General features: G+C 60.3%; 17 protein-coding genes. 12 read left to right on the top strand and 5 right to left on the bottom strand.

Translation table 11 applies throughout. The annotated features are described in order from the left end of the window. Positions 1-190: 190 nt before the first annotated feature. Both ACR0JF_RS09950 and ACR0JF_RS09955 read right to left on the bottom strand, forming a co-directional pair. Positions 191-1,177: a glyceraldehyde 3-phosphate dehydrogenase NAD-binding domain-containing protein gene (locus ACR0JF_RS09950; RefSeq protein WP_170659914.1), complete on the bottom strand. Its 987-nt coding sequence runs from the start codon at positions 1,175-1,177 to the stop codon at positions 191-193. Positions 1,178-1,231: 54 nt separating this feature from the next. Beyond that, the gene (locus ACR0JF_RS09955) at positions 1,232-1,555 is read right to left on the bottom strand and encodes a hypothetical protein (RefSeq protein ID WP_170472050.1); all 324 of its coding nucleotides are present in this window, start codon (positions 1,553-1,555) and stop codon (positions 1,232-1,234) included. Between the two features lie 210 nt (positions 1,556-1,765). On the opposite strand from ACR0JF_RS09955, the gene ACR0JF_RS09960 reads away from it, so the two are divergent. Then, positions 1,766-2,116, top strand: a complete 351-nt coding sequence (locus tag ACR0JF_RS09960) for a hypothetical protein (protein ID WP_170659915.1) — start codon at positions 1,766-1,768, stop codon at positions 2,114-2,116. 6 nt (positions 2,117-2,122) lie between these two features. On the opposite strand, the gene ACR0JF_RS09965 is transcribed toward ACR0JF_RS09960, so the two are convergent. Beyond that, entirely contained in the window at positions 2,123-3,058 is a 936-nt protein-coding gene (locus tag ACR0JF_RS09965) for a 2-hydroxyacid dehydrogenase (protein WP_170659916.1), read from the bottom strand. 126 nt (positions 3,059-3,184) lie between these two features. On the opposite strand from ACR0JF_RS09965, the gene ACR0JF_RS09970 reads away from it, so the two are divergent. Genes ACR0JF_RS09970 through ACR0JF_RS09985 form a run of 4 tightly spaced genes read left to right on the top strand, consistent with a single transcriptional unit; the run spans position 3,185 to position 6,900 of the window. Then, on the top strand, positions 3,185-4,420 hold the full coding sequence (locus ACR0JF_RS09970) for an acyl-CoA dehydrogenase family protein (RefSeq protein ID WP_170659917.1): 1,236 nt from the start codon (positions 3,185-3,187) through the stop codon (positions 4,418-4,420). Positions 4,421-4,428: 8 nt separating this feature from the next. Further along, positions 4,429-5,232, top strand: a complete 804-nt coding sequence (locus ACR0JF_RS09975) for a thioesterase family protein (protein WP_170659918.1) — start codon at positions 4,429-4,431, stop codon at positions 5,230-5,232. Between the two features lie 22 nt (positions 5,233-5,254). After that, positions 5,255-5,953: a DUF1007 family protein gene (locus tag ACR0JF_RS09980; protein ID WP_480669219.1), complete on the top strand. Its 699-nt coding sequence runs from the start codon at positions 5,255-5,257 to the stop codon at positions 5,951-5,953. Next, entirely contained in the window at positions 5,938-6,900 is a 963-nt protein-coding gene (locus ACR0JF_RS09985; RefSeq protein WP_170659920.1) for a HoxN/HupN/NixA family nickel/cobalt transporter, read from the top strand. Before ACR0JF_RS09980 ends, ACR0JF_RS09985 begins: the two co-directional genes overlap by 16 nt. Positions 6,901-6,906: 6 nt before the next feature. On the opposite strand, the gene truA is transcribed toward ACR0JF_RS09985, so the two are convergent. Beyond that, positions 6,907-7,671: a tRNA pseudouridine(38-40) synthase TruA gene (gene truA / locus ACR0JF_RS09990; RefSeq protein WP_170659921.1), complete on the bottom strand. Its 765-nt coding sequence runs from the start codon at positions 7,669-7,671 to the stop codon at positions 6,907-6,909. 107 nt (positions 7,672-7,778) lie between these two features. Here truA and ACR0JF_RS09995 point away from each other — a divergent pair, with 107 nt between their 5' ends. The 7 genes from ACR0JF_RS09995 to ACR0JF_RS10025 all read left to right on the top strand — a co-directional run bounded on the left by ACR0JF_RS09995 (position 7,779) and on the right by ACR0JF_RS10025 (position 15,736). Then, positions 7,779-9,194 carry a YcjX family GTP-binding protein gene (locus tag ACR0JF_RS09995; protein ID WP_170659922.1) on the top strand — a complete coding sequence of 472 codons (1,416 nt, stop codon included), beginning with the start codon at positions 7,779-7,781 and terminating at the stop codon, positions 9,192-9,194. Then, complete coding sequence (locus tag ACR0JF_RS10000; protein WP_170659923.1) at positions 9,191-9,646, top strand: GNAT family N-acetyltransferase; 456 nt, start codon at positions 9,191-9,193, stop codon at positions 9,644-9,646. Before ACR0JF_RS09995 ends, ACR0JF_RS10000 begins: the two co-directional genes overlap by 4 nt. After that, positions 9,639-10,628 (top strand): YcjF family protein, encoded by a 990-nt coding sequence (locus ACR0JF_RS10005; RefSeq protein ID WP_170659924.1) that lies wholly within the window; start codon positions 9,639-9,641, stop codon positions 10,626-10,628. Before ACR0JF_RS10000 ends, ACR0JF_RS10005 begins: the two co-directional genes overlap by 8 nt. Before the next feature lie 59 nt (positions 10,629-10,687). Beyond that, positions 10,688-11,398 carry a VIT1/CCC1 transporter family protein gene (locus tag ACR0JF_RS10010; RefSeq protein WP_170639288.1) on the top strand — a complete coding sequence of 237 codons (711 nt, stop codon included), beginning with the start codon at positions 10,688-10,690 and terminating at the stop codon, positions 11,396-11,398. Positions 11,399-11,614: 216 nt separating this feature from the next. Continuing rightward, positions 11,615-14,599, top strand: coding sequence for an isoleucine--tRNA ligase (gene ileS / locus ACR0JF_RS10015; protein ID WP_170659925.1), 2,985 nt, complete (start codon positions 11,615-11,617; stop codon positions 14,597-14,599). A gap of 137 nt (positions 14,600-14,736) precedes the next feature. Then, entirely contained in the window at positions 14,737-15,192 is a 456-nt protein-coding gene (locus tag ACR0JF_RS10020) for a methylated-DNA--[protein]-cysteine S-methyltransferase (RefSeq protein ID WP_170659926.1), read from the top strand. A 76-nt stretch (positions 15,193-15,268) separates the two neighbouring features. Continuing rightward, complete coding sequence (locus ACR0JF_RS10025) at positions 15,269-15,736, top strand: hypothetical protein (RefSeq protein ID WP_170377775.1); 468 nt, start codon at positions 15,269-15,271, stop codon at positions 15,734-15,736. On the opposite strand, the gene ACR0JF_RS10030 is transcribed toward ACR0JF_RS10025, so the two are convergent. Further along, the gene (locus ACR0JF_RS10030; RefSeq protein WP_170659927.1) at positions 15,721-16,434 is read right to left on the bottom strand and encodes a CDP-alcohol phosphatidyltransferase family protein; all 714 of its coding nucleotides are present in this window, start codon (positions 16,432-16,434) and stop codon (positions 15,721-15,723) included. The genes ACR0JF_RS10025 and ACR0JF_RS10030 overlap by 16 nt on opposite strands. Between the last annotated feature and the right edge of the window lie 9 nt (positions 16,435-16,443).

Consider the following 16,443-nt stretch of genomic DNA (forward strand, 5'->3'; position numbering starts at 1 on the left):
AAATTCATGTTAGAGCATTTGAGGCCGTTCAGGAAAAGGCTTTTGATGTGTGGCTAGTGAATAAGGTCCACAGTTGTGTTGCGTCGAGGTCGACGGCTTGGGGCGGCTCCCGCCCGGTTTGGTCGCATCGTAGATGCACCCAACCCGGTTGGGCCAGGCAGCGCGCGGGGCGCGCTGCGGTTGCGACGGGTCAGGCGGCGGTCATCAAACGGGCGACGTCCAGCATACGGGCGGAGAAGCCCCATTCATTGTCGTACCAGCCAAAGACGCGGACCTGGTTCGCGCCGACCATGCGGGTCTCTGGTCCGGCGATGACCAGCGACTCGGGCCGGGCGCGCAGATCAGAGGAGACAAGTGGCATGTCGGTCCATCCTAGAACCGGCGACGCGCTGACCTGATCGCGCAGAGCTTTGTCGAAGGCCTCTGCGTCAAGGCTGCGGTCCAGCGTGACGATCAGGTCAATGGCCGAAACACTGGCCGTTGGCACCCGTACCGCCGCGCCTGAGATGCGCCCTGCCAGATGCGGAAGCACGACGTCGATCAGGTGGATCGCGCTTGACGTGGTTGGGACCATCGACAGCGCGCCTGCGCGCGAGCGGGCAAGATCGCCTCGTGGGGCATCCACCATCGGTTGGCTGTTTGTGTAGCAATGGATGGTCGTCATGTGCCCCGTGGTGATCCCGCCGATGTCATCCAGAACCCGGACAAGAGGCGCCAGCCCGTTGGTGGTGCAGGACGCGTTCGAGACGACATGAGCGCCGCCCAATTGATCCTCATTGGCGCCAAGGACCACGGTCACCTCGGCGGCGGGAGAGGGGCCGGAGATCAGCACTTTGCCCGCCCCAGCGGCCAATCCACGCTGTGCCACGTCGGATGTCCGCGCGATGCCGGTGCAGTCCAGCAGGACATCGACGCCCGACAGGTCGATATTTGCGAGATCAGAGCTGTGGGTCATGGGGATGGGCAGCCCATCCACGACCAGTGCGCTGTTTCCCTCAGAGACCTCTCCTGCATAGGGGCCGAAGGTGCTGTCGTATTTGAACAGGTAGGCACAGGTTGCCAGCGGTGCGATGTCGTTGATCAGCACCAGCTCGATATTCGATCCCTGCGGCAAGGCCAGAACCTGCCGCAGGATCGTGCGGCCAATACGGCCGAATCCATTGATCGCGAGTTTCATGCGCAAGCTATGGCAGGCGTCTCAGACGACCTCAATGAAAGTATTGTACCAATTTCAGTTGCAGCTGACCTGCGAGAAAAACTGGCCCGAGATGTTCTGATACATGCTGGCCACGATGGGTCTGCAGCCGGTGGCCTGCTGAATTGCAGCAATGGCCTGCAGGGTGCGCAGGCGCGGTGGCGGGCCGAAAGGGTTGAGATTGTTGTTGTCCCGAGTGGCGCGGTAGATCACCGGCTCTTCAGCGACTTGGGTCACCGCCCATGTGCGGCTGAGGACCACGACGGACTTGGTCTCTTCCTTGGCGATGGCAGGGGCGCTTGGCGCGACGGTCAAAGTGGCAACCGCGGCCAGAGCCAGAAGGGGCAGGCGCAGGGTCATAATGCAAACTCCTACATTCAAATGAGAATTTTCCTGATTTCACCAGATTTAGGTGCTGCTGTGAACCCTTTCGGGTCAAATTCGCAGAACCTTTGCGCGTTTCAGGCGCTCAATTTTGATTTTCTGAAGGTGCAACCGCTCGGGGCTTGGCCCGGCCCGCGCTGGGGTATATCCTTCAGGACAAATTGATTTTAGTCATGTGAGGCACAGATGAAAGCCCGGATTTCTTTGGTTTTGACAGCTGTAGTTCTGACGGTTGGGGCGGTTCAGGCCAAGCCTTTGTCACGGATTATTGCGGAAATGGGCCTTAGCCCGCAGGATTTCGAAGTGCTGAGCGCGGCCTCGACTGCGTTGTTGACCAGCGGCGCTCCAGCCGTTGGGCAAGAGCGGGCATGGACCAATGACGCAACCGGTTCGAAAGGCACCGTGCGTATCGCCGCGGTACAGGGGAACTGTGTCTCGTTACAGCATTCGGTTGAACCCGGCGGAGAAGAGCAGAACCGGCAGATTCGAACGCGCCGGTGCAAGGACGCCAACGGGAACTGGTTGCTGACGCCCTGATTCGCTTCAATAGCCTCTGCCTCGGTCGATCTCGTGCAGCAGCGGCTGGCCCGAGGATAGCCGCTCGAAATTTCTGGCCACGTCTGTCAGCGCATCTCCCAGATGCCAGCCTGAGACATGCGGCGTGATTGTCACGCCGGGATGTTGCCAAAGGGGGCTGTCCTTCGGCAGAGGCTCCTGAGAGGTGACATCTAGAACGGCATGGCCGGGCGTGCCTGCGTCCAATGCAGCGATCAATGCGGTCTCGTCAATCAGATCGCCGCGCCCTGCGTTCAGCAGATGGCTGCCGGGCTTCATCGCCGCCAATATGTCGGCACCAAACAGTCCAACGGTTTGCGGGGTCGAGGGTAAGATGGCGCTGACGTAGTCGCACTGACCAAGCAGTTCAGGCAGGGCATCCTGACCGTGCAAGCAGGTCACGCCGTCAATTTGCTTGGGTGACCGGCTCCATCCCATGATCTGGAAGCCAAGGCCTTTCAGCATGAGGGCCGTGCGCGTGCCGATCGTACCAAGCCCCAGTACACCGACCTTTGTCTCTGACGTGATGCGCGGCGCTTCGGGGGACCATTCGGACCGGCGCTGGGCGGCTTCGTAGTCTCCCAAATGGCGTTGGGCGCGGAGGATATGGGCCAGAAACCACTCGGCGATTTCTTGTGCCGGGGCGTCCGGCCTCAGGCGTGCGACGCGGATATGATCGGGCAATTTGGGGTTGCCTACGATGGTTTCCACGCCAGCGCCCAGTTTCTGCACCAGTTTGAGGTTGGGCAGGCGCTCAATATGCGCATCCTGCAGCGTGCTGACCGCCACCATGGTGATTTCAGTTGGATTCCCGATCGTGTCTGGGGTGCGGACATCAGCGTCGGGCGACTGGTGCAGGACCTCTTTGGCCAAATCCGCATCGCTGATCCAGTTGGACAGGCCGGTTTCGATCAAAAGTGCCATGGGTGCCTCATGTATTGGAAATAGATGGAGGTGACGTTCCGTCACGGAACTGGACAGGGTCCGGGCAGCTAAGCCATTCTTCGGACGAAGGTAAAGCCCGAACCGATCGGCAACGGAGGAGCGTTCATGAACATGTCATTCGGTCTGCGCGAGGAAAACCGCGCCCTTTTGCAGCGCGTCGCAGATATGATCCGCGATGAGATCATGCCGCTGGAAGAGGAATATCAGGCCGAAATCGGCAAGGGAGACCGTTGGCAGTACACCGACCGTCAGGCGGATATTCTTGAGGGTTTGAAAGCCAAGGCCAAAGCGGCCGGGCTATGGAACTTTTGGCTGACCGACAGTGAAAAGGGGTTTGGTCTGACAACGGTTGAATACGCCTATTTCGCCGAAGAGATGGGCAAGACACCCCTTGGGGCCGAGGTATTCAACTGCTCGGCCCCCGACACCGGAAACATGGAGGTGTTCGAGCGTTACGGCACCGAGAAGATGAAAGAGCAATGGCTGAAGCCTCTGCTCGAAGGTCAGATCCGCTCAGCCTATTTGATGACCGAGCCAGACGTGGCCTCATCTGACGCGACAAATGTGTCGATGTCGTGCGTTCGGGACGGGGATGCCTATGTTCTGAACGGTGAGAAATGGTGGTCCTCGGGTGCGGGTGATCCGCGCTGCAAGGTTTACATCGTGATGGTCAAAACAGGGGGCGCGGATCAGGCGAAGCATCAGCGCCAGTCCATGGTTGTGGTGCCAGCTGATGCACCAGGGATCGAGGTCCTGCGGCCGATGGAGGTCTATGGCCACGACGATGCACCCCATGGGCATATGCACATCCGGTTCACCAACGTCCGCATCCCCGCCGAAAACATCCTGCTTGGTGAAGGGCGCGGGTTCGAAATCGCGCAAGGTCGGTTGGGACCGGGTCGCATTCACCACTGCATGCGCGCGATCGGGCAGGCCGAAAGCGCGCTTGAGCAGATGTGCAAACGGTCGCTGCAGCGTGAGGCGTTCGGCAAGAAGCTGGCGCAGCTTGGGGCCAATTACGACATCATCGCCGAATGCCGGATGGAGATTGAAATGGCCCGCCTGCTGTGCCTGAAAGCAGCGTGGTACATGGATCAGGGTGACGCGCGGGCGGCGGCGCCATGGATCAGCCAGATCAAGGTGATCGCGCCTCAAGTCGCGCTGAAAGTGATTGACGAAGCGGTACAGATGTTCGGGGCGCAGGGGATCAGTCAGGATACCCCGCTGGCCAATGCCTGGACCCATGTCCGCACATTGCGCCTCGCCGATGGGCCGGACGCGGTTCATCGCCGTCAGGTCGCGCGTGCGGAGCTTAGGAAATACACTCAGGAGAAGGTCTGACGCCCAGGATGGCTACCTATGATTTCGAAGATCTCTCCTTTTTTCATCAGCGAGAGGACGGGGCTTTTGTCGGCAATGATCCGGCGCGCGGTCCCTGGTCGGCGGAGCATTGTCACGCAGGGCCGGTGAGCGGCCTGATCGTACGCGCGGCTGAAACCGAGATCGGGCCCGAGAAGATGCTGACTCGCTTGACCGTTGATCTGCTGCGCCCTTTGCCCCTTGCCGGGCTGCGCGTGGCGGCTGAGACCAGGCGCCATACCAGAACGCTCGCGACCACACGAGTTACGGTTCATGATCTGGATGATACCCTTTGCGCAACCGCAACCACGATGCATTTGGTGCGTCGGGATTTGGGCGATGTACCCAATGTCGAAACGCCGCCATTGCGGTTCGAAGATGCGGTGGAAGGCCCTTTCCCGATCGGAGAGCTGCGGCATGACCTGCCCGGTTTCGCGCACTATAGCGACATCAGATACGGCGCGGGGGACAGGCACGGCATAGGACCGAAAACCGTATGGATGCGGACACCGAACCTGTTGGAGGGTGAGGTGCAGTCTCCGATCCAATCGATCTGTGCCTTGGGGGATTGCGGCAATGGAATCTCATGGAATGCCCCAACGGCTGAGATGGGGTTCATGAACACCGATCTGACTATCAACATCCACCGGGAGCCCACCTCGGACTGGTTGGCCTCCCAATCCATTTCGCATTGGCAGCCCTCGGGGATCGGGATGTCTCAGTCGTTGCTGCATGACAGGCAAGGACCTGTTGGGACGGCCCTGCAAACGATTGTTCTTTTCCCGCCCAAGTGACTGGTCGGCCAGTTTCTGCATCTTGACCGGAAATCGCATTGCCGATGCGCACCTCGGCGCCTATCTTGCCCTTATGCGTTGGTTGTTCTCATTCCTGACTTGCTGCCTGCCGATCCCGGCCTTGGCCCACCCGCATGTCTTCATCGACACGGGGTTGGAGTTCATCGTGGATGAGGCCGGACAGCTGACTCATGTCCGCGTGACCTGGGCCTATGATGAGCTGTTCTCCCTGCTGCAGTTAGAGGACATGAGGTTGGATCAGGATGGCGATGGCGCGCTGACCGATAGTGAGCAGCAGTTCCTGACCGGTTTTGATGCGCAATGGATGGAAGGCTATAACGGTGATCTGGTTGTTACCGCCGCCGGTGCCCCGGTTGCCTTGTCTGGCCCGTTGGAGCCGTATGCCACGACCGAGGATGGCCGCATCGTCACCACTCATCTGCGCGCCGTCGAAGGCGGATCTGTTCCGGCCGAGGCGATTTCGGCAAAAGCCTTCGATGAAACCTATTACACCGCCTACGACGTCACCCGCCCTGTCACTGTGTCCGGCCCGGCGACTTGTCTGCTCGAACGGATTGATCCGGATATCGATGGCCAATTGGCGCAGATGCAGGCCTTTCTGCTGACCCTGGATGCAGAATACGACCTTGAGGAAAACGATATCCCGCTTGTCGGCGAAAGCTTTGCGACCGAGATTTTGATTTCATGTCCAAATACCTGATTGTTCCGGTCGCTATCGCCTGTGGCCTGCTTTTGTGGTTCTGGGGCAGCGGCGGGTTTGACAGCCTTGCTGCTTGGGCGGCTGGCGAACAGCGCGAATTCCAGAACCAGATCGCGCGTGCCCTTCGGGCGGCCCGCGCCGAACAACCGCAGGCGGTGGCAACTCTGCTAACCGTTTGTTTCGCCTACGGGTTCTTTCATGCCATTGGTCCGGGGCACGGCAAGGTCCTGATCGGAGGCTACGGTTTGGGTCGTCAGGTCGCCTTCTGGCGACTTTCGGCTATCAGCGTATTGTCGAGCCTCGGGCAGGCCGTAACGGCGGTGGTTTTGGTCTATGCCGGGGTTCTGATTTTCCAGTTGTCGCGTGAGACGCTTGTGGGCACGACCGAGCAGGTGATGGCTCCAATCAGTTATGCGGCCATCGCGGCCATTGGTTTGTGGCTGGTTTTTCGCGGGATGCGCAGTTTCGCGCGACGTTCTCGCAGCGATTCCGCGCGTGGGCACTCTCACGACCATGAGCATCACCACGACCACCACCATGATGAACACCACCATCACCATCATCATCACCATGATGAGGTCTGCTCGGATTGCGGCCATCGCCACGGTCCCAGCGCGGAAGAGGTCGCCAATGTCGGGTCACTGCGTGAGGCGCTCGTGCTGATCGCGGGTATCGCTGCGCGCCCCTGTACTGGGGCATTGTTCGTGCTGATCCTGACCTGGCAGATGGGAATCGCCATGGTCGGAGTTGCCGGAGCTTTCGCGATGGCGCTGGGCACCGCGACCGTCACAACGCTGGTCGGCTGGACGTCCTTTGGCCTGCGCGGCGGGTTGCTTGCCTCTGCCTCGGCCACGCGATTTGCGTCGATACTGGCCCCGACCATCGAACTGGTGGCAGGGCTAGTGATTGTCGTGATTGCCAGCGGCCTGTTGTTGCGCGCGATTTAAAGCGATCTAGAAAACCGGATCAGGGTAACCGACCCGTGCCAGATACAGCCCTTGCGGCGGGCAAACCGGCCCGCAGGCGGCGCGATCTTCGGCCTCTAGCGCGTCGCGCACATCCTCAGGCGACCACGACCCCGCGCCAACACGTTCAAGCGTTCCCACAAAGCTGCGCACCTGATTGTGCAGGAATGACCGCGCGCGCACGTGAAAATGCACCTCGGGGCCAGAGAAGCCCTGCACCTGCTCCACCCGCAACTCATCCAGAGTTTTCACCGGACTGGCCGCCTGACAGATTGAGGATCGGAAAGTGGTGAAATCATGCCGCCCGATCAACATATCCGAGCCCGCCTGCATGGCCTCGACATCCAGCGGATGGTTGATCTGCCAAACCTGCCCTTTGTCGTGGGTCGCAGGCGCGCGGCGCATGAGAATGCGGAACAGGTATTGACGCTCAACCGCCGTAAAGCGCGCGTGCCAGTCGTCATCGACCCGTGCAGCCTGTACAATCGCCACCGGCTGCGGCTTGAGGTGATAGTTCAACGCCTCGGACAGACGGAACGGATCCCATTCCTTGACCAGATCGCAATGCGCCACTTGCCCCAACGCATGCACACCCGCATCGGTGCGCCCGGCGGCAGCAATGGTATGATCACCCGGCTGGATGCGGGACAGGGCGAGCTCAATGGCCCCTTGCACCGAGGGCAACTTTTTCTGCCGCTGCCATCCGGCAAACGGCTCCCCTTGGTATTCGACTTTCAGAGCATATCTGGGCATGGGCCGCTGGTAGCGCGCGGCGCGCGAACGGGCAAGGGGGCGAAAGCGCTGGCATGTCAGGCAGCGGCTACCTATCTTGGGCGAAACGATTATTGCGGGGCGACAATTTGGTCATCTCATCCCTGGCAGACAGTCTTGTGCGCGGCGTCGAATCCATCGGCGACAGCGTGTCCGAGACGTTTTTCGAGCCGGTCATCCGTCTGGGCGTCACCGGCCTGGCGCGCTCCGGTAAGACGGTATTTATCACGTCGCTTGTGGCAAACCTGCTGGACCGGGGCCGCATGAGCGGCCTTGTCGCGCAGCAAGAGGGGCGCATCAACGCAGCCTACTTGCAACCGCAACCGGACGACACGGTCCCGCGGTTCGACTACGAATCCCACCTGTCCGACCTCACAGACCCAAGGCCGCACTGGCCCGAAAGCACCCGCGCCGTGTCCGAGTTGCGCCTGTCGTTCAAGGCGCGACCGGCCGGATTGCTGGCAGGGCTTCAGGGACCGCGCACCGTACATCTGGACATCGTGGACTATCCCGGCGAGTGGCTTCTGGACCTTGCGTTGCTGGACAAATCCTACGCCGACTGGTCGCAGGAGACGCTGTCGCGCATCGAAAAACGCCCCGAAGCGGCCGAGTTTCTGGCGCAGGCCCGCGGCACTGATCTGACAGCAACGCATGACGAGCCTACCGCGCAGGCTCTGGCCGCTGCGTTCACGACCTATCTGAACACAGCGCGGGATGCTGGTTTCTACGATTGCACGCCGGGTCGTTTTCTGTTGCCGGGCGATCTGGCAGGCTCTCCGGTTCTGACCTTTGCGCCTTTGCCTGTGTCCGAACCCTCGCGCCGTCGCACCCTGCAGCGCGAGATGGAGCGGCGCTACGAGGCCTATAAATCTCAAGTGGTGAAGCCCTTTTTCCGCGATCATTTCTCACGCATCGACCGTCAGGTTGTGCTGGTCGATGCGTTGGGCGCAATCCACAAAGGCCCGCAAGCGGTCGAGGATATGCGCCGCGCCATGGGCGATATCCTCTCGGCCTTCCGCCCGGGGCGCAACGCGTGGCTCAGCCAGTTGCTGCTGGGCAAACGGGTCGAACGCATTCTGTTTGCGGCCACCAAGGCCGACCACCTGCACCACACGCAACACCCACGCCTGACCGCGATCATGGAGGCTTTGACCCGTGAGGCGCGAGACCGGGCGAGCTTCGCTGGTGCTGAAACGGCAGCCCTGTCGCTGGCCTCGCTGCGTGCAACGACCGAAGAGATGCGCAGCCACAACGGAACGGAATTGCCCTGCGTCCAGGGCACCTTGCTGGACAGTGGCAAACAAGCCGCGTTCTACCCCGGCGAGTTGCCGGATGATCCATCACATCTGCTCGGCCCGGCCCGAAACGGGGCCGAGGCATGGCTTGGCGACGACTATGGTTTCATGTCCTTCGCTCCGGCCCAGTTGACGCTGCGCCCGGGAGACGGCCCGCCGCATATCCGGTTGGATCGTGCTGCACAGTTTTTGATCGGAGACCGGCTGTGACGGTTACGCTCCGCCCCGCCCGCAGCACCGACGCCGGTGCGACCGGAGAGATCTTGCACGGGTTTTCGCGCGAGAATGGCTGGATGCCCGACCTCCACAGCTGCGCCGAAACCATCGCCTTTTGCGGCCGTATGATTGATCAAAGCTGGATTACCGTTGCCGAGGTCTCTGACAGAGTGGTTGGATTTTTGGCCCTGAACGGAACGGATGTGCATTCGCTGTATTTGACGCCCGCGGCGCGCGGGCAAGGGATCGGCAAACGATTGCTTGATCATGCGAAGGCGCAGCACACTTGCCTGACTTTGTTTGCCTTTCAAGCCAATACCGGCGCTTGCAGGTTTTATGAACGCAACGGCTTTGCCGAGGTCGCCCGAAGCGACGGGGCGGATAACGATGAAAACCTGCCAGACATCAAATTCGTCTGGCGTAGTGAAGGGGCAGAGAATGGCTAAGGGTCCGGTTCTGATCGATCTCGAAGCAGACGAACCCGCCGCTGACGTGGCCAAGGCCCCTCCGGTGCCCGATCTGGCGGTACCTCAAGGGCAGGCCATGCAAAGCGCGGCGCGATTTGCCGCCCGCAAACCCTCGGCCTTGGCGCGTTGGTTCTGGGGGTTGGCGCTGGCGGTAGTCGGGGCTGCAATTTCGGTCGCCGCATGGGATTTCGCGACCTCGCTGATTGCACGCGCGCCCATTCTGGGCTGGGTTGTCACCGGTTTGATCGGAGCTTTGGTCCTTGTTGCGCTGATCATCGCCGTCCGGGAACTGGCTGCAATTGGCCGCCTGTCCCGCGTTGACGGATTGCGCCGCGCAGCGGATGAGGCCTTGGCGGATGCCGATCTGACCAAAGCGCGGGCGGTCACAACCCGCTTGATTGCATTCTACAAGGGCCGGGATGAGACCAAATGGGGCCGTGATCGGCTGTCCGAACGTATGTCAGAACAATTCGACGCCTCTGGCCTGCTGGCTTTGGCCGAGGATGAACTGCTGGCCCCCTTGGACGCCGCCGCCAGTCGCGAGGTTGAGGCAGCAGCCCGGCAGGTGGCCACGGTCACGGCCTTGGTGCCCCTGGCCCTTGCGGATGTGGTCACGGCCCTTGCGGCCTCGTTGCGAATGATCCGGCGGGTGGCCGAGATTTATGGTGGGCGGGCCGGGTTTCTGGGAAGCTGGCGCCTGACGCGCGCCGTTTTCGTGCATCTCGTGGCGACCGGTGCGGTGGCCGTCGGCGACGATCTGCTGGAGCCTGTTCTGGGTGGATCGGTCCTCAGTAAACTGTCGCGACGCTTTGGCGAAGGGTTGGTGAACGGTGCCCTCAGCGCCCGAGTCGGAGTGGCCGCGATGGAGGTGTGTCGACCTTTGCCTTTCTCGGATCGTCACAAGCCGTCGGTCCGAACGATGATCAAAAGGGCGTTGCAGGGGCTGTTCAGTAAGACTTGATCTGACGCAAAGCGGTATGGCACGCCATTCGTCACAGTGAATGTGACAGAAAGCGAGCCATGACAGATCACGGTCACAGCCAGCAGGAAATCGAACAGAGAATTAGCGACCCGCCCGGGCGGGGCGTTTTGCGTGACATCGTGTACGGAGGCATCGACGGGTCGGTCACCACATTCGCGATCGTTGCTGGTGTTGCAGGTGCCGGGTTGTCCTCGTTCGTAATTGTCGCTCTGGGCTTGGCAAATGTGTTGGCCGACGGGTTTTCAATGGCAGTCGGCAACTATTCAGGCACCAAGGCCGAACTGGACAATATTAAACGCATTCGAGCCATCGAACAGCGTCATATCGCGCTCTACCCAGATGGCGAACGCGATGAGGTGCGCGAGATCCTTGCGCAGAAAGGTTTGTCCGGGCAGGTGCTGGAGGATGCGACAGAGGCTATCACCGCGGACCGCGAAAACTGGATCAACCTGATGATTGAGGGCGAATACGGGCTTGGCAGCGTCGATCCGCATCCCGTGAAGGCTGCGATGGCCACGTTTCTGGCCTTTCTGGTGGCCGGGATGGTTCCTTTACTGCCGTTTTTGCTGGCTCTGGACAACGCTTTCACTGTCTCTGTCTGTATGACCATGGGGGTGTTTTTCGCCATCGGAGCGCTGAAAAGCCGATGGTCGCTGACCCCGTGGTGGCGCTCGGGGCTTGAGACGTTTGCAATCGGTGGCGCGGCGGCCATGATTGCCTATTTCGTGGGGTCGTTGTTTCACCCTTAGCCCGATGATGTAGCGCCATTCGTCGCATGGGGCGGAGCCTCTGGACCATCTGGCATGGGCGGCTTATAAGCGCCCCCATGTATGACCGGATGGCCATCATTATTCGAATTATATCCCCGGCGCTCTGACCCTCTGAGACGCCGGGCAAAGGTGTTTGAGACTTCGCACCGACCGCTTCGATCCTAGTACGACCAGATCATCCAAAGGACGCCCCAAATGTGCGCCGACACGATCCAGACACCTGACTACAAAGACACGCTGAACCTGCCCAAGACTGAATTCCCCATGCGCGCCGGATTGCCCAAGCGCGAACCCGCATGGCTGGAGCGTTGGGAAAAGATCGGCGTCTACGACCGCCTGCGCGAGAAAGAAGGCCGTAAGCCTTTCACCCTGCATGACGGCCCACCCTACGCGAACGGTCACCTGCATATCGGCCACGCGCTGAACAAGACGATCAAGGACATGATCGTGCGATCGCATCAGATGATGGGTTTCGACGCGCGCTATGTGCCCGGTTGGGACTGCCACGGTCTGCCCATCGAGTGGAAGATCGAGGAACAGTACCGCAAGAAGGGCAAGAACAAGGACGAGGTGAACATCGTCGACTTCCGTCAGGAGTGCCGCAAGTTCGCAGAAGGCTGGATCGACATCCAGCGCGAAGAGTTCAAGCGCCTGGGTATCACTGGCAACTGGCCCGATCCGTACATCACGATGGACTATCATGCCGAGGCGGTGATCGCCGACGAGTTTATGAAGTTCCTGATGAACGGCACGCTCTATCAGGGTTCTAAGCCGGTTATGTGGTCGCCCATCGAAAAAACCGCTCTGGCCGAGGCCGAGGTTGAGTATCACGACAAGGAAAGCTTCACGATCTGGGTGAAGTTCAAGGTTGTCCCGCAAGCGGTTGCTGGCTTCACTTCCGAAATCTCCTCTGAAGCGCTTGCCGACAAAGCCGCAGAAGTTGCGATCTCTACCGACTTGGTTGGCGCGCAAGTGGTGATCTGGACCACGACCCCGTGGACCATGCCGTCGAACAAAGCCGTGGTGTATGGCAAGGACATCTCTTACGGCCTCTACGAAGTCACCGGCGCGCCCGAGGAATGCTGGGCCGCTGTGGGTGACAAGTTCCTGCTGGCCGACAATCTGGCCGCCGACGTACTGGGCCGCGCGCGTCTGAACGACGACCAGTGGTCCCGTGTGAGAGGGGTCTCCGCAGATGAGCTGGCAAAACTCAATCTCAAGCACCCGCTGGCCGGGGCCGAGGGCGGCAATGGCGAATGGGACGACATCCGCGACTTCCGCGCCGCTGAGTTCGTGACCGATACCGAAGGCACCGGCTTTGTCCACTGTGCGCCCTCGCACGGGATGGAGGAATTCGAGCTGTACCGCGATCTGGGCATGCTGGAACAGGTCATCACCTATAACGTGATGGACGATGGCTCGTTCCGCGCCGATCTGCCGTTCTTTGGCGGCAAGTACATCCTGTCCCGCAAAGGCGGCGAAGGTGATGCAAATAAGGCGGTCATCGACAAGCTGGTCGAGGTCGGCGGACTGCTGGCGCGTGGCAAGATCAAGCACAGCTATCCGCATTCGTGGCGCTCGAAAGCGCCGATCATCTATCGCAACACGCCGCAGTGGTTTGCATCCGTTGACCGCAAGCTGGACGACGGCATGGGCGAGATGGGCGACACCATCCGCGAACGCGCCCTGCGATCAATTGATGAACTGGTGAAATGGACGCCGCAGACCGGTCGTAACCGCCTGTATTCGATGATCGAGGCGCGCCCGGATTGGGTTCTGTCGCGTCAGCGCGCCTGGGGTGTGCCGCTGACCTGCTTTACCAAGAAGGGTGCTTTGCCAACCGACGCGGAATACCTGCTGCGCAATGCCGATCTGAACGCGCGCATCAAGGCGGCGTTCGAGAAAGACGGCGCGGATATCTGGTACACCGACGGGTTCAAAGAGAAGATCCTCGACGGCATCGCCAATCCGGATGACTACGATCAGGTCTTCGACGTGTTGGACGTGTGGTTCGACTCTGGGTCCACCCATGCCTTCGTTCTGCGCGACCGTGAGGACGGCACCGAAGATGGCATCGCCGATGTCTACATGGAAGGCACCGACCAGCACCGCGGTTGGTTCCATTCGTCGATGCTGCAGGCCTGCGGCACCAAAGGCCGTGCGCCCTACCGCAACGTGGTGACCCATGGCTTCACGCTGGATGCCAAGGGCAACAAGATGTCCAAATCATTGGGCAACACCATCGTGCCGGAGGAGGTCGTCAAGCAATACGGCGCCGATATCCTGCGCCTGTGGGTGGCTCAAACCGACTATACCGCCGACCAGCGGATCGGGCCGGAAATCCTGAAGGGCACCGCTGACAGCTATCGCCGTCTGCGCAACACCATGCGTTTCATGCTGGGATCTTTGGCTGACTTCACCGAGGCCGACCGGGTCGCCCCAGAGGATATGCCGCGTCTGGAGCGTTGGGTCCTCAGCCGCCTGGCCGATCTGGATGAGCAGGTCCGCAAAGGCTATTCAGAGTTCGATTTCCAGGGTGTGTTCAGTGCGGTCTTCACCTTTGCTACGGTTGATTTGTCATCCTTCTACTTCGACGTCCGCAAGGACGCGCTGTATTGCGACGGCGATAGCCTGCGCTGCCGTGCGGCCCGCACTGTGCTGGACATCCTGTTCCACCGCCTGACCACATGGCTGGCACCGGTTCTGGTCTTCACCATGGAGGAGGTCTGGTTGGAGCGGTTCCCCAGCGACGACAGCTCGGTCCACCTGGTGGATTTCCCGGAGACCCCCGCGGATTGGCGTGATGCCGAGCTTGAAGAGGCCGTTTCCAAGGTCCGCCGCGTGCGTCGCGCCGTGACCGCCGCATTAGAGGTTCAGCGTCAGGACAAGGTGATCGGATCTAGCCTCGAGGCTGCTCCGATCGTGCATGTCGAAGATCAGGACACTGTAGCGCTGTTGGCGACTTTTGATGTGGATGATCTTTGCATCACCTCGGGCTTGACGGTCTCCGAGGATCCGGCCCCGGCCGAAGCCTTCCGCGTGCCCGAGATTGAGGGCGTTGGTGTGGTTATTGAGAAGGCGGAAGGCGACAAATGCCAGCGGTGCTGGAAGATCCTGCCGGACGTGGGACGGCATAGTCATGCAGGCGTCTGTGGGCGCTGTGATGAAGCACTGAGCTGAAGCACCTCATGAGTGCGGTGGGCGGAGTCCATTGCGAGGCTCTGCCTCGCGCTCTGAGGTATTTTTGAACAGAAGAAGAGGCGAGCGCGGCGCGTTATGGGTTGCGCTTTGCCTGCAAAGACTGGCAGCCTTCGGTCATGCCGATGATTGCAGTACAGACCCAGTTTGGGTGGCTTGGGGTCAAGGAACAGGACGGGGCGATCACGCGTCTTGTCTGGGATGGCGTGAGCGACGGGCCCGAGACGCCGTTGTTGCGTGAAGCGGCGGCGCAGCTAAGGGCTTATGACGAAGGGCGGCTTGAGCGGTTTGACCTGCCCTATCATATCTCGGGGTCCGAGTTTCAGCGGCAGGTCTGTGATTTGATGAACGCGATCCCGCTCGGCGAAACCCGCACTTATGGGGATATCGCCAGGGAACTGGGTCAGCCGCCTCAGCCGGTGGGACAAGCCTGTGGGGCGAACCCGATCCCTGTCATCATTCCGTGCCATCGTGTTCTGGCTGCCAATGGGTTGGGCGGGTTCTCGGGCGACGGTGGGGTTGAGACCAAAGTGGCTCTGTTGCTGCACGAAAAGGCGGCGGGTCTGTTGATCTGATCGGTGAAAACCTGTTGCATTCCATCGTCTCGAGCCTCACCTTGTTTCAAAAGGAGAGTTCGAAGGATCCTATTGAATGACCGACCAAGCAGAACGCGCCGCAGAAAAGAAAGCCATTATTGACCGTCTGATGTCTCTGGAGGCGCAGGAACTGGCCACGGCCCAGGCGCATTACGACGCCTTTTTGAAAGATGCCCAACTGGATGACCGAGAAGGGCATGACAAGGATGATATCGCCGCGTCGCGCGAGAATGCGGACCTTGCTGCGGCGTTTGACGCGCCAGTACATGCGCATCATGCCAAGATCGACGTGATCGAGAACACAAATTTCGGTATCACCGATACGGTTCAGCCCGGTGCGGTCATCAAGTTCAACAATCGCCGTTTTGTTGTCTGCGTCTCGACCACTCGCTTCGATGTGGACGGCAAGACCTATATGGGTATCTCAACCCAGAGCCCGATTTATCTGGCCATGATTGGCCTGCAGGCGGGCGACGTCTTCACCCATAACGGGACGGAGTTTGAGGTTCAGGACGTTTTGTAATCCGCGCTTTTGCGTTGCGGAATGATCTGCTGCGCAATGCCTGCGAAGACCAGATACAGGCTGGTTACAACCAGTCCCCAATGCGCCCAGCTTTCGGGGTGGAAATCTACCCAGGCCGCCCATCCGGCAAAGAAGGTCCAGGCCAGAGCCATGGGCAGGGTGACACTGCGCCAGCGTTCGGTGCGGACAGGGTGGACGAATTTCAATGGCAGGAACATGGCGACGGACAAAAGGGTTACCAGAACGAGGCTGACCCAGAAGTTCGGCTCGAGCGCGAAGATCACGATGACGAACATGTTCCAGCATCCGGGGAAGCCGGAGAATGAGTTGTCCTTGGTCTTCATCCGCGTGTCGGCAAAGTACATGGCGCTGGCAAAGGTGATGACGATGATCGCAAACCATCCGGTCCAACCATCCATCAAGCCGGATTTGAACAGCGCATAAGCCGGTATGAACACATAGGTCAGGTAGTCGATGATCAGGTCCAACAGGACACCATCAAACTCGGGCGCGTTTTTCTTGACATGATAGTGGCGGGCCAAGGGGCCGTCGATGCCGTCGACGATGAAGGACACCACAAGCCACAGATACATCAGGCTCCATTTTTCATCCACGGCCGCCAGCATGGCGAGCATTGCGAAAACGGCTCCGGTTGCGGTGAAAAGATGAACGGCAAGCGCTTTGAATCTAAGTGTCATGCCCGTGTC

It is taken from the genome of Ruegeria sp. BG11 (genome assembly GCF_056538565.1).